Raw genomic sequence first — 17183 nt, 5'->3', positions numbered from 1 at the left:
CCCTAGGGGTTGGCCGGTTGCAAGGGTGCCGCGGGCCGGAACGTCGCGGCCTGCAGTTCGGCCGGGGCGTTGACAGGTGTCGCGAAGAGTTGGAAGTTCTGGTGCCGGATGTACAGGTCCGGGAACTTCACCGACCGGAACGAGAACTGGTTGGGATCGATGACGCCCTTCTCCAGGACGAAGGTCGATTCCTCCCGAACCTCTTCTTTGACATCGGGGTCGATGATGCCGTCGAAGTACTTGCCGTGAATGCGGTAGTTGTCGAACGTCGCGATCTGCAGGACGAAGCCGAGTGGTGCAGCGGCGCGGCGCAGTTGGCCGGTTTCGCCGATACGCAGGTGGGCCCCGGTCCATTCGAAGGTGGCGTCGCCGCGGTCGGTGTCGGTCTCTATCTTGGCGATATCGGCGAGCCCGCTCCGTTCGACGATGTAGAAATCGGGAAGGTCGTTGGAATACAGCGAGAGCAAAGGCATGATGAATCCTTCTGTTGTACTTGTGTTTTGAAACGGATCCGGTCGTTCACCGGAGGTCAGATCACCTTGTAGGTGAGGGAGTACACGGATCCGGCGCCGGCGATTCGCTGGGTGCGCTCGCCACGGCCGAGCTCGGCAGCGGTGATCCTCGCCGCCCCGATTCTGCGGTCGTCCGGCCCGGTCTCATCCACCTCGAACAATTCGATGTCGATGGGAGCTTGGGATCCGTTGAATGGCAGCAGGCGGTCATCGTCGAACGAATAGACATCACCGGGCCTCATCCGGAGCCGTTCGAAGATGACCCCGTCAGCCCTGCTGACCTGAATTTCGTCGGCACCGTCGTGGTCCCGCACCGTGTTCGCCTGCAGCCACAGCATTTTGGCGTAGTTCGCATCGACCATGTCGTCCTCCGGTGGTATCGAGTTCGGTTCTGTGACTGTCTCGATACTGCGATGCCGACGCGGCGCTGCACATGAGTAGTTCGCTACTCGACTTTCGGTCAGCTCCCGGTAAGCCAGGCGGCGGCGTCCGGCGGCAGACTGCCAGCGATCAACTCTGCGCTGGTCAGCAGAACTTCACCAGGCGGCAACGGCGCCGCAGCGGTGCCCGCGTTGAGCACGCACAGCAGGCCACCTTCACGCCGCAACGCCAGTAGTCCATCGGAGGTGACCAGTTCGATTCCGTCGGTGAATTCCGTACGGCTGGAGCGTAACTGGATGGCCCGCCGGTAGAACTCAAGCGTCGACGCCGGATCGGTCTGCTGGCGCTGCACCGTCAACGATGCCCACTCGGCTGGCATCGGCAGCCAGGTGTCGGCGCTGGTGGAGAACCCGAACGGCGGTGTGTCACCCGACCACGGCATCGGCACCCGGCACCCGTCACGCCCGCGTTCGGTGTGCCCCGAGCGCTCCCACACCGGATCCTGGAGCACGTCATCGGGCAGTTCGACATTGGGCAGCCCGAGTTCCTCGCCGTTGTAGACGAACACCGCGCCCGGCAGGGCCAGCATCACCAGGGCCATCGCCCGGGCCCGCGCCAACCCTCGGACACCGCCGCCGTATCGGCTGACCTCGCGTTCGACGTCGTGGTTGGACAGCGTCCACGTCGGTGTCGCCCCGGCGAGGTCGGCCGCTGCCATAGCGTTGTCGATCGCGTCGTGAACGTCGCCGGCGTCGAAATCGGCTTGCACCAGACGGAAATTGAAGCCCAGGTGCAACTCATCGGGGCGCAGATACCTGGCGAAGCGTTCGTTGCCGTGCACCCACACCTCGCCGACGGCCACGGCGTCGGGATAGTCGTCCAACACCGTGCGGATGAACCGGTGGATGTCGTGCACGCTGTCGTTGTCGAATCGCGGGTCGTCCTCGCTGTTGCGCAGCAGCGCAGTGTCGGTGACCGCCATGTCGGGCAGTTCGGGTGGCTTGGCCATGCCGTGGGCCACATCGATGCGGAACCCGTCGACTCCGCGGTCGAGCCAGAACCGCAGGGTCTTCTCCAGATCCTCGAACACCTCAGGGTGGTTCCAGTTCAGGTCGGGCTGGGCCGGGTCGAACAGGTGCAGGTACCACTGGCCCGGTGTGCCGTCGGGCTCGGTGACACGCGTCCAGGCCGGCCCGCCGAACACCGACACCCAGTTGTTGGGTGGTGCGTCACCGCGGGGGCCGCGGCCGTCGCGGAAGATGTAGCGGTCGCGCCGTCGCGGATCCGCCAGCGCCTCGACGAACCACGGGTGCGCCGAACTGGTGTGGTTGGGCACCAGGTCCATGGTGACCTTGATGTTCCGGGAGTGTGCCGCGCCGATCAAACGGTCCAGCGCATCGAGACCACCGAACAGCGGGTCGACATCACGCGGGTCGGCGACGTCGTAGCCATGGTCGGCCATCGGCGAGACCATGACCGGGTTGAGCCACAGGGCGTCGACGCCGAGTGCCGCGAGGTAGTCGAGCCTGGCGGTCACCCCGTCGAGATCGCCGACCCCGTCGCCGTTGCTGTCGGCGAACGAGCGGGGATAGACCTGGTAGAAAACCGCGTCCGCCCACCACCGGCGCACGTCAGAACGCCGAATTGACCATCGAGTCTGCGGCCATGTTCAGGTAGTCCAGCAGCGCACGGCGGTGCGGGTCGTCGAGCGTCTCCGAATCGATGGAGGCCACCGCGGTGTGCATGCAGCGCAGCCAGGCGTCCCGCTCGAGGTACCCGATCCGGAACGGGGCGTGCCGCATCCGCAGCCGGGGGTGGCCGCGCTGGTCGGAGTACGTCCTGGGCCCGCCCCAGTACTGCTCAAGGAACATCCGCAGCCGCTCCTCGGCGCCGTCGATGTCGTCCTCGGGATACAGCGGCAGCAGGATCTCGTCCTCGCGCACCAGTTGGTAGAACCGCGACACGATCGCTGCGAATGTCTCGTGGCCCCCGACTTCGTCGTAGAAAGATCGCTGCACCTGCGTCACGTCACTCATTGTGGTCCATTGTGACCCGAGAGGCCGTCGGGGCCGGTCACGGAGGTCTGGTCACCTCATGTTCATTGGACTGACCTGCGAACACCCGAAGAATTTTCGTGCGTATTGCCGGGATCCGTGGTGGACTGTCTCCTCGGAGGCTCCATGGCGCACAGCAAAAAAGGCCATATACGACGGACCGGCCACATTCCCGGCCCATCGGGACCCCATGTGCCAAATCGCCCCCTCCACAGCGTCGAGATCCTTCCGACCGCCGCGCCCGATGCGTCCTTGTGGGGCCGCCGTCGCGTCCTGCTCCTCAACTCCACCTATGAACCGCTCACCGCACTTCCGCTGCGGCGCGCGGTGATCATGGTGATGTGCGGCAAAGCCGACGTCGTGCACGACGACCCGGCGGGGCCCGTCATCCACTCGGCCACCCGCACGATCGTGGTGCCCTCGGTGATCCGGCTGCGCACCTTCGTCCGGGTGCCGTACCGGGCCCGCATCCCGATGACCCGCGCGGCGCTCATGCACCGCGACCGCTTCCGCTGCGCGTACTGCGGTGGGCGGGCCGACACGGTCGACCACGTGATCCCGCGCAGCCGCGGTGGCGAGCACTCGTGGGAGAACTGTGTGGCGGCCTGTGGACCGTGCAACCACCGTAAGGCCGACCGGCTGCTGGCTGAACTGGGCTGGTCACTGCGGTGCGTGCCGATGCCGCCGAAGGGGCAGCACTGGCGCTTGCTGTCGACGATCAAGGAGCTGGACCCGGCCTGGGTGCGCTATCTCGGCGAGGGAGCGGCATGATGCCCGACTTGCTGGGCACACTCGGCGCGCCGGCGCATCGCGGCTGATACGGTTTGCGCGTGAGCACAGCACTTACCCATTCCCTCCTCGGAGGGGTTCCGCTGTTGTTGTTCGTGGTCCTGGCGTTGATCTTCATGACCCGCAAGGGACCGCACCCGGCTACCTACAAGATGTCCGAGCCGTGGACCCACGAGCCCATCCTGTGGGCCGCCGAGGAGCCACAGGATCACGGGCACGGCGGGCATGATTCACACGGCGTGACGATCGGAGGCGGCGCAAGTGGCAAGTGGTGAACTGGCGACTGCCACGCAGGACCTGGACCTGCCCTACGGCTACGCCCTGACGTACAGCGGTCGGATCTCGGGCGTCACCGAGCCCGGTGAGCTGTCGGTGCACTACCCGTTCCCGACGATGGACCTCGTCGTCCTCGACGACGCGCTGAAGTACGGTTCGCGCGCGGCCAAGGCCCGGTTCGCGATCTACATCGGCGACCTGGGCGCGGACACCGCGGCCACGGCCCGCACGATCCTGGCCAAGGTGCCGACCCCCGACAACGCGGTGCTGCTCGCGGTCTCACCCGACCAGCACGCCATCGAGGTGGTCTACGGCGCCGACGTCAAGGGCCGTGGCATCGAAGAGGCTGCCCCGCTGGGCGTCTCGGCGGCCGCCGCCTCCTTCAAGGAAGGCAACTTGATCGACGGTCTGATCAGCGCCGTACGCGTGCTGTCGGCCGGCGTTTCTCCTGCCTGATCGTTTCTACTTACGCACTGCGAGCGTGCGTGGCTGTCGGCCGACGGCCACGCACGCTCGTTGCTTTTGTGGGCGCCGCTAACCCGTCAGTTCTCGGCGGATCTCCACATAGCGGGTCAAGAACATCCGCTCGTCGAACCGTTTGCGTCGCATCCAGGTGCTGACCTCGAAGTTGCACTTGCTGGCGTTGCACGAGGCGCAGGCCGGCACCACGTTGTCCACGGTGTAGCGCCCGCCGCGCGAGATGGCCATCACGCAGTCCTTCTGGAACGGTCCACCGGTGCTGCCGCAGTAGGCGCACCCGCCCCATGCCGTCTTGATGGCATCCCACTGCTCGTCGGTGAGGTCGTGCACGACGAGATCCATCCGACGCTTGCGCTTGCGGGCGGCCCGCGCTGCGCGGGTTCTGCTGACGGCCACCGATCAAGGGTATGAGGCCCGCGAGCGTGCGCAGAGTGCTGCTCTGACACGGCGTGTCGGGGTGCAGACGCGCACGCTCGCGGTACGAATCAGCTGACGTCGAAGGCGCGGGCGCGGAGGGAGCGCTCCACACCGGCGCGTCCCTCGATCACCAGACGGCGTAGCGCCGGCGGCACCTCGGGATCGGACAGGAACGCGTCCGCCGCGTCGAGCCCGTTGCGGCTGATGTCCCACGACGGATACAGGCCGATCACCACGGTCTGCGCGACCTCGCTGGACCGCCGCTCCCAGACCCCGGAGATCGCGGCGAAGTAGCGCGTCGTGAACGGCGCCAGCAACTCGGATTGGCCGGGCTGCACGAAACCGCCGACGATCGCGCGGGTGGTGATGTTGGCGATCGTGTCGTCCTCGATGACCTGCTCCCAGGCCGCGGACTTCACCTCGTCCTGCGGGCGGGCCGCCGAGGCCGCGGCGGCGTGACGCTTACCGGCCGCGGTCGGGTCGGCCTCGGCCTCGGCGTCGATGAACGGCGTTTCGGGGCCGTCCGCGTCGATCTGCCCGTTGCGGGCCAGCGCGGTGACGATCCGCCAGCGCAGATCGGTGTCGATCACCAGGCCTGCCATGTTCACCGCGGCGGGTTCGTTGTCGAGCAGGGTCGACAGCACGGCGACGTGGTTGGACGACAGCACCGAGGTGCACAGCGCGTTCACGAAGGCGAGCTGATGATCAGAACCGGGGGCGGACTCGCGCGCCCGATCGAGCAGAGCATCGCCGAATGCGGGCCAGCCGATCTCGGTGGCCCAGCCCGGATCGGCGTAGGAGCTCAGCGCGGTCTGGGCCTGCATCAGCAGTCGCTGCGCGACGCCGACCTCGGTTTCGGCGTGGATGCCGCTCATCACCAGCGCGACGAAGTCGCGGGCTTTCATCTCGGCTTCGCGGGTCATCTCCCAGGCTGCCGACCAGGCCAGCGTCCGGGGGAGGGGATCGGCGATGTCGGCGATCCGTGACACCACGGTCGACAGTGACGCCGGATCGAGCCGCAGGGAGCAGTAGGTCAGGTCATCGTCGTTGACCAGGATCAGCTTTCCGCGCGAAATGCCCACCAGGGCAGGGACATCCGTGATCGGTCCGTCGACGTCGAGTTCCTCGCGGTGTACGCGGACGAGCTTGCCCGAGCCGGCCGGGTCGTCGTCGTAGATGCCGACGGCCAGGCGGTGCACGCGAGTTTCCCCGGCGCCCGGGGCGGCCCCCGACTGTGCGACGGCGAACCGGGTGAATGCACCCGAATCGTCCACGTCGAAGTCGGCCCTCAGCGTGTTCAAACCCGTTGTCTTGAGCCACTGTTGGCCCCAGCCGGACAGGTCACGGCCAGAGGACTTCTCGAGAGCGCCCAACAGGTCGCCGAACGTGGCGTTGGCGAAGGCGTGGTCCCGGAAGTAGTCGCGCAATCCGGCCAGGAACTGCTCGAGCCCGACGTAGGCCACCAGCTGCTTGAGCACCGAGGCGCCCTTGGCGTAGGTGATGCCGTCGAAGTTGACCTCCACGGCGGCCAGATCAGGGATGTCGGCGGCGACCGGGTGGGTCGAGGGCAGCTGATCCTGGCGGTAGGCCCAGGACTTCTCGACGTTGGCGAAGGTGGTCCAGGCGGTGTCGTACTCGGTGGCCTCGGCCTGGCACAGCACCGACGCGAACGTCGCGAAGGACTCGTTGAGCCACAGGTCATCCCACCACTGCATGGTGACCAGGTCGCCGAACCACATGTGTGCCATCTCGTGCAGGACGGTCTCGGCGCGCCGCTCGTAGGAGGCCCGGGTGACCTTCGACCGGAAGACGTAGTCCTCCAGGAACGTCACCGCGCCGGCATTCTCCATGGCACCCGCGTTGAACTCGGGCACGAAAAGCTGGTCGTACTTGCCGAAGGCGTACGGCGTGCCGAAGTTGGCGTGGTAGAAACCGAAGCCCTGCTTGGTCTCGGTGAAAAGCCGCTCGGCGTCCATGAACTCGGCCAGCGAGGCCCGGCAGAAGATGCCCAGCGGGATCTCGCCGTGCTCATCGGAATACGAGTCGCGCCACACCGCGTACGGTCCGGCGATCAGCGCCGCCAGATAGGTGCTCATCTTCGGCGTGGTGGCGAAGGTGTGCACGGTGCCCGAGCCGTTGGGTTCGGCGGTGGCGGTCGCGCCGTTGGAGATCACCTGCCAGTGCGACGGTGCGGTGACCTGAACGTCGAACGTGGCCTTCAGGTCGGGCTGGTCGAAGCAGGCGAACATCCGCTTGGCGTCGGCGGTCTCGAACTGCGAGTACAGGTAGACCTCGTTGTCGACAGGGTCGACGAACCGGTGCAGGCCCTCGCCGGTGTTGGAGTACAGGCAGTCGGCTTCGACCACCAGGACGTTGTTCGCGGCCAGCCCGGTGAGCGCGATGCCGGTGGATTCGTCGTAGCCCGACACATCGAGCGCGGTGCCGTTGAGCGTCGCGCTGTGGACGGTATCGGCCGCCAGGTCGATGAAGGTGTCGGCGCCGGCGAGGGCATCGAACTTCACGGTGGTGGTGGACCGGAAGGTGCGTTCGCCGGGTTTGCCATTGCCGTCGGTGAGGTCGAGGACGACGTGGTAGTTGTCGACCGTCACCAGAGCTGCGCGCTCTACGGCCTGATCGCGGGTGAGATTCGGAAGTGCCACGCGTCCAACCTAGTGGCTGGACGTCGGCTGGAGTCGGCCTACTGGGGGAAGCCGGCGATCCCGGCGAGTCCGTTGAGCGCGCCGAGGTTGTTCAGGATCGAGCCGTCGCCGATCGACGACATCATCTGCGGGCAGTACATCTGGATGGCGATGCCCGTGAAGAACGACGCCATCTGGGGCGACATGCCGCCGTCACCGCGCATCTGGGAGGCCACCGACGCGAAGTCCTTGCCGGGCTCGACCAACATCGGACAGACCTCCTGGCCCATCTGGACGGCCGCGCCGGGGTCGCCGTAGCCCACCCCGGCGTTGTTCAGGGCGTTCAGGAACGAGCTGTCGGTCGTCGGGTCCGGGACCGGGGCCGGGGCCGGATCGGCCTGTGCCGGGACGGCCACCGCGAGAGCGACGGAAACAACACCTACGGCGGTCAGGAGGGCGCGAGCGGCCATATTCAGCTCCTCAGCTGTCACGCAGAACCCTTAGATCGCTCTGCTCACTTGGGCAACAGTGGTTTACCAGGGTCACAGGAACAACACGTTTCGATAAAAGTTCGTGCACTATGCGTTTCCTGTGCCACTGCCGTGACGTCGACATGCTTGTCGAGCGGTCAGTCACCATTGTTGTCGTAAACGGTCCCCGGATAGTTACTCGCATCGGGAACATCTCAATACGGGGGCACAGTTGTGTTGAACGCAGCTGTGCCTTGAACCACACCGAGAGGAACGCGTAGATGGCTCCCCAAGATCAGAAGGCCTCAGGCCACAAGGACACCGCCGGCTTCTGGTTCGACCCGCTGTGCCCGTGGTGCTGGATCACCTCGCGCTGGATCCTCGAAGTCGAGAAGGTCCGCGATATCGACGTGCAGTTCCACGTCATGAGCCTCGCCGTGCTCAACGAGGGCCGCGACCTGCCCGAGAACTATCAGGAACTGATGAAGAAGGCGTGGGGCCCGGTTCGGGTCGCCATCGCCGCCGAGCAGCTCAAGGGGCCGGAGATCCTCGGCCCGCTCTACACCGCGATGGGCTTCCGGATCCACAACCAGGACAACAAGGACCTCGACACCGTCATCGCGCAGGCACTCGAGGAAGTCGGCCTGCCCGCCGAGCTGGCCGAGGCTGCCGACACCGACAAGTACGACGAGGCGTTGCGCAAGAGCCACCACGCCGGCATGGACGCCGTCGGTGACGACGTCGGCACCCCGACCATCCACGTCAACGGCGTCGCGTTCTTCGGCCCGGTGCTCTCCAAGATCCCGCGCGGCGAAGAGGCCGGCAAGCTCTGGGACGCATCGGTGACGTTCGCGTCCTACCCGCATTTCTGGGAGCTCAAGCGGTCGCGTACCGAGGCGCCGCAGTTCGAGTGAGGGTGAACTTCACCCAAAATCGCGATTCCGGTTGCGTAACACCGTGGCTCACGCCACGGTGTACGGATGACAGCGGCTGAGCCCAGCACCGACGGCTCGTACCGGGACCGAATCGCCGCCGTGGAACCGGGCGGCAACGAGCACATCGCCGACGCCGACCGGCACGGAAAACCCAGCCAGTTGTTCTGGACCTGGACGTCGCCGAACCTGGAATTCGCCACCATCTTCCTGGGTGTGCTGGCGGTCTCCGTCTACGGCATGACGTTCTGGCAGGCGGTGGCCGGCCTGGCGGTCGGCACCGGACTCGGCGCGCTTGCGCATTACTTCCTGTCCAAACGCGGGCCACTGCACGGTGTTCCGCAGATGGTGCTGGGCCGGCTGGCATTCGGCTTCCGGGGCAATGCCGTGCCGTCGCTGCTGATGACGGTGACCGCGGGCATCGGCTGGTTCGCCACGAACAGCGTCAGCGGCGCATTCGCGTTGTCCACACTGTTCGGCATCGCGCCGGTGCTCGCCCTGGTTCTCGTGGTCGTGGTGCAGACCGCGCTGGCAGTGTTCGGGCACAACCTGGTGCAGGCCTTCGAACGCTGGGCGTTCCCGGTACTCGCCGTCATCTTCGCCATCACCTCGGTGGTGATCCTGAGCAAAGCGGACCTGGGCGCACCGGCGGTCACGGGCGGTGTCGGCGGCATGGGAGGTTTCCTGCTCACCGTGGGCACCGCGTTCGGCTACGTCGCGGGGTGGGCGCCCTATGCCGCCGACTACACGCGCTACCTCCCGCGGTCCGAGGCCGGCCCACGCACCGGATTCTTCGCTGCGGCAGGACTGTTCGTGTCCTGCATGCTGCTGCAGACGGTGGGTGCCGCGTCGGTGACCATCGGTCCCGCCATCTCGGACAATCCCACGTCCGCGTTCACCGCAGAGCTGGCGCCGTGGCTGGCCAGCCTGACCCTGCTGGCCATCGCCATCGGGGCGATTGCCGCCAACGCGATCAACATCTATTCGGGCGCAATGGCTTTCGTGACAATCGGGATCAAACTGCCGCATCACATCGCGCGGGCCCTGGCGACCGCATTCTTCGGGATCGTCGGATTTCTCATCGCCTGGTGGGCACTGGCCGACGCGGCGGCGAGCTACGAGGCGTTCCTGCTGATCATCGCGTACTGGATCGGACCGTGGCTCGGTGTGATGTTCGCCGACGAGTACCTGCGTGGTGACCAGCCCGTGGCGCACTTCCTCTACGACCGGTCCTACACCAACTGGGCCGGCCTGGTGTCGTTCCTGCTCGGCCTGGTGGTGTCCGTGACACTGTTCTGCAACCAGACGAAGTTCGTCGGGTACATCGCGCGGGAGGTTCCGCAGTTGGGTGACATCACGTTCTTCGTCGGCTTCCTCATCGCCGGGGCAAGCTATCTTCTGTTGTGCCGGTCCAAGCTCACCGCGGAACGGAAGGTGCCGGCATGACCCCGGAGCAGATGCTCGACGTCGCTGTCGAGGAGGCGCGAAAAGGGTTGGCCGAAGGCGGCATTCCGATCGGCGCGGCACTGTTCGGTTCGGACGGAACACTGCTGGGCGCCGGGCACAACCGGCGCGTGCAGAACGACGATCCGTCGATCCATGCCGAGACCGACGCCTTCCGGGCCGCTGGGCGCCAACGCGGCTACCGGTCCACCATCATGGTGACCACCCTCTCGCCCTGCTGGTACTGCAGCGGGCTGGTGCGTCAGTTCAACATCGGCGCCCTGGTGATCGGGGAGAGCCGGACCTTCACCGGCGGGCACGACTGGCTGGCCGAGCACGGCGTCGCGGTCACCCTGCTCGACGACGAACGTTGCGTGGCGATGATGGAGGACTTCATCGCCGAGCGGCCGGATCTGTGGGCGGAGGACATCGGCGAATGAGTGCCATCGCAACTGTGGACATGTCTCGCTGGTATGCCGGTGGGGCAGAAGCCGACGCGGTTGCCGCCGAGGTCGACGCCGGCCTGCAGCGCGCCGGGTTCATCGTGGTCACCGGACACGGCGTCGACACCGACCTGGCCAGCAAGGTGCGCGCGGCGAGTCGCGAGTTCTTCGCCCTGCCCGACGAGGTCAAACAGCGCTACTCGGTACCGGTCGGCGGGCACGGCTGGATCGGGCCCGGGGCCGAGGCCAACGGTTACGCCGAGGGCACCGAGACCCCGCCCGATCTCAAGGAGAGTTACAGCCTGGGCGCCGAAACCGCGACCGGCGACCCCGAGGTGGACAGGATCTGGTTCGCCCCCAACGTGTGGCCGGCCGAGGTGCCCGCGCTGCAGAGATTGGTCGACGAGTACACCGCCGCGATGCGCATGGTCTCCGACGACCTGCTGGCGCTGTTCGCGCACGCCCTCGGACTGACGGGCAATCCCTTTGTCGCACTGGCTGACCGGCCGACGTGGACGATGAACATCAACCACTACCCGCCGGTCAGCGTGGTCGGGGAGCCCGAGCCCGGACAGTTCCGGATCGGACCGCACACCGACTTCGGCACCGTGACGATCCTGGACCGCGAACCCGGTGCCGGCGGGCTGCAGGTGTACTCCGAGCAGGAGGGTTGGGAGAACGCGCCGTGGGAGCCGGGATCGCTCACGGTCAACATCGGTGACCTGCTGGAGTATTGGAGCGGCCGGCGGTGGCCGTCGGGCCGGCACCGCGTGCTGCCGCCCCAGTCGCACGCCCCCGAGGAGGACCTGGTGTCGCTGATCTACTTCTACGAGGCCAACCACGACGCGCTCGTCACCCCGCTGGAGCCGCCCATCGGCAAGGTCGCGGGTCTGGAGCCCGTGACGTCATCGGCCTTCATCAAGGAACGCCTGGACGCCATCACCATCGGGTAGCGCGGCATCGACGGCATCGAGATCGGCCAGTTGCTGCTCGTTGAGCACGAGGTCGCCGGCCGCCAGGTTCTCCTCCAGGTGGGCGATCGACGTCGTCCCGGCGATGAGCAGGGTATTGGGCGCGTGCGCGAGTAACCATGCCAGCCCGACCTGTGCGCCGCTGACGCCGAGGTCCGCGGCGATCCGTTGCACCACAGCGTTTTCGGCGACCTTCGGAAAGCCCGGGAATGCCGAGCCGAGCGGGAAGAACGGCACCCAGGCGATGCCCTGTTCGACGCACAGCGCCAGTTCGTCCTCATGGCTGCGGTTGATCAGGCTGTAGGCGTTCTGCACGCACACGATCCCGGCGGGCAGCGCCCGGCGCAGGGTCTCCAGGTCGATGTTGCTGATCCCGATCGCGCCGATCTTGCCTTCGTCGCGCAGCGCGATCATCTCCGCCAACTGATCGTCCAGATCAACGATCTGATCGCCCTCGGCGACCAACCCGGGGCCGATGTCGGCGCGCCGCAGGTTCACCACCGGAATCTGGTCCAGGCCGAGGCCGGCCAGGTCCAGCTCGACGGCGTGGCGCAGGTCGGCCGGATGCTGGGCGAGTGCGAGAGGTATCGGTCCGGTGGCCGGCCGGGCGCCGACCTTGCTCACGATGAGCAGATCGTCCCGGTACGGGGCCAGCGCGTCGCGGATACGGCTGTTCACCACACCGTCGTCGTAGAAGGACGCCGTATCGATGTGGTTGACGCCGAGCTCGACGGCACGGTGCAGCACGGCGGTGGCGTCGGCCTGGGGGAGCTCGCGTCCGAGCCCCATGGCGCCGTAGCCGATCCGCCCGACAAAGTGTCCGCCGATCGTGCCGGTGCCGCCGGGGTGCGATGTGGTCATGGTGCGCTCCTGGGATGCGATACTCGGAAGTGATGCGGAGGGACCTCCGTTTCACCACGCTAGCAAAACGGAGGAGCCTCCGCTATGGCTGAACGGGCCGACGCGCGACGCAACAGGGAACGCCTGCTCGCGGCCGCCGCGGCAGCGTTCGCCGCATCGGACGGTGCCGTGTCGCTGGAGGCCATCGCCCGCGACGCCGGTGTCGGCATCGGGACGCTCTACCGTCACTTCCCCAGCCGCGAGGCCCTCACCGAGGCCGTCTACCGTGCCGAACTGGCCGAGGTCTCCGCGTCCGCGGCCGAGCTGTCCAGCCGGTACCAACCGCCGGTCGCACTGCGCCGCTGGATGGACCGCTACGCCACGTTCGTCGCCGCCAAGAAGGGCATGGCCGAATCGCTGCGCACCATCTTCGAATCCGGCGCGGTCGACCACCGCGACACCAAGGCGAGCATCACCGCTGCGGTCCAGACCCTCCTCGATGCCGGCGTCGCCGATGGCAGCCTGCGTGCTGATGTGCGGGCCGAGGACGTGGTGGCGAGCCTGCTCGGGATCTTCCTGGCCGGCGGATCACCGGAGCAGGCGCAGCGAATGCTCGATCTGCTCCTGGCAGGTATCCGAGCTGGTGCTGTCGAGGGGCGATGACCCGTTAGGGTTACCGGCATGCGCGTCTACATCGGTGCCGACCACGCCGGATTCGAGTTCAAGCAGACCATCATCGAGCACCTCAAGAAGACCGGCCACGAGCCGATCGACTGCGGTGCCTACACCTACGACGCCGATGACGACTACCCGGCGTTCTGCATTGACGCCGCGGTCAAGACTGTCGCCGATCCCGGCAGCCTGGGCATCGTGCTGGGCGGCTCGGGCAACGGTGAGCAGATCGCCGCGAACAAGGTGCCCGGCGCCCGCTGTGCCCTGGCCTGGAGCGTCGAGACCGCCAAGCTGGCCCGCGAGCACAACAACGCGCAGTTGATGGGCCTGGGCGGTCGCATGCACAGCGAGGAGGAGGCGTTGGCCATCGTCGACGCGTTCCTGTCGACGCCGTGGTCGGAAGCCGAGCGCCACCAGCGCCGCATCGACATCCTGGCCGAGTACGAGAAGGACCACGTGGCCCCGCCGGTTCCCGGCGCACCTGCCTGACCCATGCCCGAAGGGCACACCCTGCACCGGTTGGCCCGGCTGCACCAGAAGCGGTTCGGCCGGGCGCCGGTGGTGGTGTCCAGCCCGCAGGGCCGCTTCGCCGACGGTGCGGCCGCGGTCAACGGCCAGGTGTTCAAGCAAGCCGACGCCTGGGGCAAGCACCTGTTCCACCACTACGCCGGTGGGCACGTCGTGCACATCCACCTCGGCCTGTACGGGACGTTCACCGAGGCACCGATTCCGCTGGGACTGCCGGTCGGCCAGGTCCGGATGCGGATCGTCGGCACCGAGTACGGCACCGATCTGCGCGGCCCCACGGTGTGTGAGGTGATCGCCGAGCCCGAGATCGCCGACGTGGTCGCGCGGCTCGGTCCCGACCCGCTGCGCAAAGATGCCGACCCTTCGTTGGCCTGGAAGCGGATCAGTAAGTCGCGCAGGTCAATTGGTGCGCTGCTGATGGACCAGTCGGTGATCGCCGGCGTCGGAAACGTATATCGCAGCGAGTTGCTGTTCCGTCATCACATCGACCCGTACCGGCCGGGCACCCACCTGAGCCAGACCGAATTCAACGACATGTGGACCGATCTCGTCGAGCTGATGAAGGTCGGCGTGCGCCGCGGCAAGATCGTCGTCGTCCGCCCCGAGCACGATCACGGGGCGCCGTCCTACGGTCCCGGGCGGCCCCGCACCTACGTGTATCGCCGGGCAGGGGAGGCGTGCCGCGTGTGCGGCGGAGCAGTGCGCACCGCAGAACTGGAGGCCCGCAACCTGTTCTGGTGCCCCGACTGCCAGGTGTGAGTGCGCGCCGGCGTCACGGACACGGGACAATCTCCCGGTGGAATTGATCCTCGTCGTCGTCGGAGCCATTCTCGTCACCGCAGCCGCGCATCGGCGTGGCCAGGAACCCGCCCTGATCATCGTTGTCATCGGCAGCCTGGTCTCGTTCCTCCCCGGCTTCGAACCTCCCGAACTCGATTCCCACATCCTGCTGACGGTGGTGCTGCCTCCGCTGCTGTATTCAGCCGCGCTGGACTTCTCGTTCCCGACGTTCTTCCGCAACATCCGCCCGATCCTGGGCCTCGGTGTCGGGCTCGTCGTGGTGACGGCCTTCGCCGTGGCAGCGGTGTCGTCCTGGCTGGTGTTGGTGCCGTTGACCTTCGGGCTGGCGCTGGTGCTCGGTGCGATCGTCGCGCCACCCGACGCGGTGACCGCCGTCGCGGTCGGGCGCAAGCTCGGTCTGCCCAAACGGGTGATGGCGATCCTCACCGGCGAGAGCCTGATCAACGACGCGGCTGCGCTCACCCTGTTCTCCATCGCGGTGGCGCAGGTGGCCGGAAGCCACACCTTCATCGAGAACCCGTTCCTGCTGTTCGGCTACAGCGCCACCATCGGCCCGCTGGTCGGGGCGCTGCTCGGATATCTGACGCTGTGGATTCGCAAGCATCTGGACAATCCGGGCCTGGAAACCGTGCAGGGCCTGGTGGTCCCGTTCGCGGCGTTCATCACCGCCGAGGAACTGCACGCCTCCGGGGTGTTGGCGGTGGTGGTCGCCGGCTTCGTCGTCGGCAACGGTGCGATGGGCGCCGGGTACCAGACCCGCCTGCAGGAGCGGTACGTCTGGAACTCGTTGGATGTGCTGCTCGAGGCGTTCGTGTTCGCCTATATCGGGCTGCATCTGCGGTTCGTCCTGGAACATCTGAACGAGGCCCACGAGTCGCTGGCCGAGGTGGCGATCGCCTCGATCATCGTGTTGGTGATCGTGCTGTTCATCCGCCCGCTGTCGGTGTTCCTGATGTTCGGCCGCAACAAGCTGTCCCGGCACGTCGAGAGCAAGTTCAGCGTGCCGGTTCCCGACGGCTCCCGCGGCGCACTCGGCGTGCGCAGACGAAAGCCCAAGGCGCGCTGGCGCAGAATGATCGACCGCCGCTCGCTGAGTTGGCGGGAGAACCTCGTGGTGTCTTGGACCGGGATGCGCGGTGTGGTGACCTTGGCCGCGGCCGCCGCAATCCCGGCCACCACGGCCACCGGCGAGCCGTTTCCGGAACGCGCCACCATCCAGGCCATCGCGTTCGTGGTGAGCGTGGGCACCCTGCTGATCCAGGGCTGGACCCTGCCGCTGCTGATCCGCCGGCTCAACCTGTCCCGGTTCTGCGACGACCATGCCGCCGACCGGGAAGAGGAAATCAAGGCCGAACGGGTGGTGCACGACGCGGCCGACGACGTGCTCGACGCGTTCGAGGCAGACCCGCCCGACGGACTGGATCCCCATCTGGTGACCGAGATTCGGGCGGTGATCGCCCGGCATTCACAGGACGCCGACGAGATGCCGGACCCCGAGGCGCTCACCAAACGGGCCACGGTGTTCTCGAGTCTGTACCGCGATGTGCTTGCGGCACAACGCGGGGCGCTCATCACCGAGCGCGACGAGGGCCGGATCGAGGACGAAGCGGTGCGGGCCATGCTCGAGCGCCTGGATCTGCAGGAGGCCGGTGTCTCGGCGCGTCTGGAGAGCCGCCTCTAAGGGGTTCCGCGGGTCAGAAGCCCCCGAAATCACCACCGAAGTCGCCGAAGCCGCCACCATCGAAACCGCCGCTGTCCCAGCCGCTGGCATCGGTGCCGCCCCAGTCGCCGCCGCCGTCGGCTCCGCCGGTATCGCCACCGTCGAAGCCGCCACCGTCCTGGCCCGCGGCGAAACCATCGGAATAGCCGTCACCGTAACCACTTTCGAAGCCCTGAGCGCCGTAGCCGACTCCGTGCATACCCGAGAACATCGCGTCGAAAAGCAGCACCGAGCCCAGGCCCCAGGCACCGGCCACCAGCGCCGGCTTCCACCACGGCTCGGAATACCAGCCGGCGGGCACCGGGCGTCCGGCCACGCGGCCGCCGGGGTAGTAGTTCGGGGTGCGCTGCGACGGGGTGGGGGAGGCCTCGATCTCACGACCCTCGAAGTTGACCCGGCGGTCCTCGGTGACCTCGCCGGCCGAGCGCTGCCCGGTCAACGACTCCAGCTCCGGACCCGGATCCATGCCCATCGCGGTGCGGGCCGCGCGCACGTAGTAGAGCCCCTCGATGGCGCTCTCCTTGGCCAGCGCGGCCTGTTTGGTGGTGGTGGCCTGATCGATCTGGGAGGACGCCGCGGTGTAGCGCTCCGAGGCGTCGGCCAGCGCCTGCTTGGATGCGTCGTCGGAGCCGGTCAGGTTGAGCACCTGCCCGCCGAGACGCTCGATCAGCCGGCGGGCGTCAGCCTTGGCGTCGGCCAGTGACTCCGCGGAGCGGCGACCGTTGGCCTGCGACGAGCTGTAGACAGCGAACGCGATCGCAGCGATGACCAGGACGATGAGTACCAGCAAAACGCTGTTCATGGCGTCCAGCGTA

General features: G+C 67.2%; 20 protein-coding genes. 11 read left to right on the top strand and 9 right to left on the bottom strand.

The genetic code is table 11. From position 1 onward, the window contains the following. Window positions 1-2: 2 nt before the first annotated feature. The 4 genes from AB0876_RS26200 to AB0876_RS26185 all read right to left on the bottom strand — a co-directional run bounded on the left by AB0876_RS26200 (window position 3) and on the right by AB0876_RS26185 (window position 2911). Window positions 3-473, bottom strand: a complete 471-nt coding sequence (locus AB0876_RS26200) for an AbfB domain-containing protein (RefSeq protein ID WP_526043302.1) — start codon at window positions 471-473, stop codon at window positions 3-5. A 56-nt stretch (window positions 474-529) separates the two neighbouring features. Continuing rightward, window positions 530-874 (bottom strand): hypothetical protein, encoded by a 345-nt coding sequence (locus AB0876_RS26195; protein ID WP_491841221.1) that lies wholly within the window; start codon window positions 872-874, stop codon window positions 530-532. Window positions 875-972: 98 nt separating this feature from the next. Further along, window positions 973-2523, bottom strand: coding sequence for a glycoside hydrolase family 13 protein (locus AB0876_RS26190; RefSeq protein ID WP_526043301.1), 1551 nt, complete (start codon window positions 2521-2523; stop codon window positions 973-975). 1 nt (window position 2524) lies between these two features. Then, on the bottom strand, window positions 2525-2911 hold the full coding sequence (locus AB0876_RS26185; protein ID WP_526043444.1) for a globin: 387 nt from the start codon (window positions 2909-2911) through the stop codon (window positions 2525-2527). Window positions 2912-3073: 162 nt separating this feature from the next. Here AB0876_RS26185 and AB0876_RS26180 point away from each other — a divergent pair, with 162 nt between their 5' ends. From AB0876_RS26180 to AB0876_RS26170, 3 genes are read left to right on the top strand one after another with little or no spacing between them, the layout of a single operon-like run. Further along, window positions 3074-3718 (top strand): HNH endonuclease, encoded by a 645-nt coding sequence (locus tag AB0876_RS26180; RefSeq protein ID WP_491841224.1) that lies wholly within the window; start codon window positions 3074-3076, stop codon window positions 3716-3718. Between the two features lie 59 nt (window positions 3719-3777). After that, window positions 3778-4011 carry an aa3-type cytochrome oxidase subunit CtaJ gene (ctaJ, locus tag AB0876_RS26175; protein ID WP_055115662.1) on the top strand — a complete coding sequence of 78 codons (234 nt, stop codon included), beginning with the start codon at window positions 3778-3780 and terminating at the stop codon, window positions 4009-4011. After that, complete coding sequence (locus AB0876_RS26170) at window positions 3998-4468, top strand: DUF5130 domain-containing protein (protein WP_055115660.1); 471 nt, start codon at window positions 3998-4000, stop codon at window positions 4466-4468. The genes ctaJ and AB0876_RS26170 overlap by 14 nt, the downstream gene beginning before the upstream one ends. 78 nt (window positions 4469-4546) lie before the next feature. Here AB0876_RS26170 and AB0876_RS26165 read toward each other — a convergent pair whose 3' ends face one another. The 3 genes from AB0876_RS26165 to AB0876_RS26155 all read right to left on the bottom strand — a co-directional run bounded on the left by AB0876_RS26165 (window position 4547) and on the right by AB0876_RS26155 (window position 8018). Continuing rightward, the gene (locus AB0876_RS26165; protein ID WP_491841225.1) at window positions 4547-4888 is read right to left on the bottom strand and encodes an HNH endonuclease; all 342 of its coding nucleotides are present in this window, start codon (window positions 4886-4888) and stop codon (window positions 4547-4549) included. An 89-nt stretch (window positions 4889-4977) separates the two neighbouring features. Next, the gene (pepN, locus tag AB0876_RS26160) at window positions 4978-7569 is read right to left on the bottom strand and encodes an aminopeptidase N (protein WP_491841226.1); all 2592 of its coding nucleotides are present in this window, start codon (window positions 7567-7569) and stop codon (window positions 4978-4980) included. Window positions 7570-7607: 38 nt separating this feature from the next. Then, window positions 7608-8018 (bottom strand): DUF732 domain-containing protein, encoded by a 411-nt coding sequence (locus tag AB0876_RS26155; protein WP_491841227.1) that lies wholly within the window; start codon window positions 8016-8018, stop codon window positions 7608-7610. A 281-nt stretch (window positions 8019-8299) separates the two neighbouring features. On the opposite strand from AB0876_RS26155, the gene AB0876_RS26150 reads away from it, so the two are divergent. From AB0876_RS26150 to AB0876_RS26135, 4 genes are all read left to right on the top strand, one after another. Then, complete coding sequence (locus AB0876_RS26150) at window positions 8300-8932, top strand: mycothiol-dependent nitroreductase Rv2466c family protein (RefSeq protein ID WP_491841228.1); 633 nt, start codon at window positions 8300-8302, stop codon at window positions 8930-8932. Window positions 8933-8998: 66 nt separating this feature from the next. After that, window positions 8999-10396, top strand: coding sequence for a purine-cytosine permease family protein (locus AB0876_RS26145; RefSeq protein ID WP_491841229.1), 1398 nt, complete (start codon window positions 8999-9001; stop codon window positions 10394-10396). Then, the gene (locus AB0876_RS26140; RefSeq protein WP_055115642.1) at window positions 10393-10833 is read left to right on the top strand and encodes a nucleoside deaminase; all 441 of its coding nucleotides are present in this window, start codon (window positions 10393-10395) and stop codon (window positions 10831-10833) included. Before AB0876_RS26145 ends, AB0876_RS26140 begins: the two co-directional genes overlap by 4 nt. Further along, the gene (locus AB0876_RS26135) at window positions 10830-11789 is read left to right on the top strand and encodes an isopenicillin N synthase family dioxygenase (protein WP_526043300.1); all 960 of its coding nucleotides are present in this window, start codon (window positions 10830-10832) and stop codon (window positions 11787-11789) included. Before AB0876_RS26140 ends, AB0876_RS26135 begins: the two co-directional genes overlap by 4 nt. Here AB0876_RS26135 and AB0876_RS26130 read toward each other — a convergent pair. Further along, a complete protein-coding gene (locus AB0876_RS26130) occupies window positions 11742-12668 on the bottom strand; it encodes an aldo/keto reductase (protein WP_526043299.1) in 927 nt (308 codons plus the stop codon). The genes AB0876_RS26135 and AB0876_RS26130 overlap by 48 nt on opposite strands. An 84-nt stretch (window positions 12669-12752) precedes the next feature. Between AB0876_RS26130 and AB0876_RS26125 the strand changes: the two genes are divergently transcribed. From AB0876_RS26125 to AB0876_RS26110, 4 genes are read left to right on the top strand one after another with little or no spacing between them, the layout of a single operon-like run. Next, window positions 12753-13310 (top strand): TetR/AcrR family transcriptional regulator, encoded by a 558-nt coding sequence (locus tag AB0876_RS26125; RefSeq protein ID WP_526043298.1) that lies wholly within the window; start codon window positions 12753-12755, stop codon window positions 13308-13310. Window positions 13311-13328: 18 nt separating this feature from the next. Then, window positions 13329-13808: a ribose-5-phosphate isomerase gene (locus AB0876_RS26120; RefSeq protein WP_055115633.1), complete on the top strand. Its 480-nt coding sequence runs from the start codon at window positions 13329-13331 to the stop codon at window positions 13806-13808. A gap of 3 nt (window positions 13809-13811) precedes the next feature. Beyond that, window positions 13812-14606, top strand: a complete 795-nt coding sequence (locus AB0876_RS26115) for an Fpg/Nei family DNA glycosylase (RefSeq protein WP_526043297.1) — start codon at window positions 13812-13814, stop codon at window positions 14604-14606. A gap of 37 nt (window positions 14607-14643) precedes the next feature. Then, the gene (locus tag AB0876_RS26110; RefSeq protein WP_526043296.1) at window positions 14644-16329 is read left to right on the top strand and encodes a cation:proton antiporter; all 1686 of its coding nucleotides are present in this window, start codon (window positions 14644-14646) and stop codon (window positions 16327-16329) included. A gap of 13 nt (window positions 16330-16342) precedes the next feature. On the opposite strand, the gene AB0876_RS26105 is transcribed toward AB0876_RS26110, so the two are convergent. Beyond that, a complete protein-coding gene (locus AB0876_RS26105) occupies window positions 16343-17170 on the bottom strand; it encodes a DUF1542 domain-containing protein (RefSeq protein WP_491841235.1) in 828 nt (275 codons plus the stop codon). Between the last annotated feature and the right edge of the window lie 13 nt (window positions 17171-17183).

This window comes from Mycobacterium sp. NPDC049093 (assembly GCF_040704635.1).
Lineage (GTDB): Bacteria > Actinomycetota > Actinomycetes > Mycobacteriales > Mycobacteriaceae > Mycobacterium.
Note: the sequence above shows the minus strand (reverse complement) of the source record. Positions and strands in the feature narration are given on the sequence as shown.

What these genes read in the sequence shown, in the direction of transcription:
- AB0876_RS26200 (WP_526043302.1), bottom strand. Translation starts at nt 473, where the DNA reads ATGCCTTTGCTCTCGCTGTATTCCAACGACCTTCCCGATTTCTACATC.
- AB0876_RS26195 (WP_491841221.1), bottom strand. Translation starts at nt 874, where the DNA reads ATGGTCGATGCGAACTACGCCAAAATGCTGTGGCTGCAGGCGAACACG.
- AB0876_RS26180 (WP_491841224.1), top strand. Translation starts at nt 3,074, where the DNA reads ATGGCGCACAGCAAAAAAGGCCATATACGACGGACCGGCCACATTCCC.
- AB0876_RS26155 (WP_491841227.1), bottom strand. Translation starts at nt 8,018, where the DNA reads ATGGCCGCTCGCGCCCTCCTGACCGCCGTAGGTGTTGTTTCCGTCGCT.
- AB0876_RS26150 (WP_491841228.1), top strand. Translation starts at nt 8,300, where the DNA reads ATGGCTCCCCAAGATCAGAAGGCCTCAGGCCACAAGGACACCGCCGGC.
- AB0876_RS26145 (WP_491841229.1), top strand. Translation starts at nt 8,999, where the DNA reads ATGACAGCGGCTGAGCCCAGCACCGACGGCTCGTACCGGGACCGAATC.
- AB0876_RS26140 (WP_055115642.1), top strand. Translation starts at nt 10,393, where the DNA reads ATGACCCCGGAGCAGATGCTCGACGTCGCTGTCGAGGAGGCGCGAAAA.
- AB0876_RS26135 (WP_526043300.1), top strand. Translation starts at nt 10,830, where the DNA reads ATGAGTGCCATCGCAACTGTGGACATGTCTCGCTGGTATGCCGGTGGG.
- AB0876_RS26130 (WP_526043299.1), bottom strand. Translation starts at nt 12,668, where the DNA reads ATGACCACATCGCACCCCGGCGGCACCGGCACGATCGGCGGACACTTT.
- AB0876_RS26125 (WP_526043298.1), top strand. Translation starts at nt 12,753, where the DNA reads ATGGCTGAACGGGCCGACGCGCGACGCAACAGGGAACGCCTGCTCGCG.
- AB0876_RS26120 (WP_055115633.1), top strand. Translation starts at nt 13,329, where the DNA reads ATGCGCGTCTACATCGGTGCCGACCACGCCGGATTCGAGTTCAAGCAG.
- AB0876_RS26115 (WP_526043297.1), top strand. Translation starts at nt 13,812, where the DNA reads ATGCCCGAAGGGCACACCCTGCACCGGTTGGCCCGGCTGCACCAGAAG.
- AB0876_RS26105 (WP_491841235.1), bottom strand. Translation starts at nt 17,170, where the DNA reads ATGAACAGCGTTTTGCTGGTACTCATCGTCCTGGTCATCGCTGCGATC.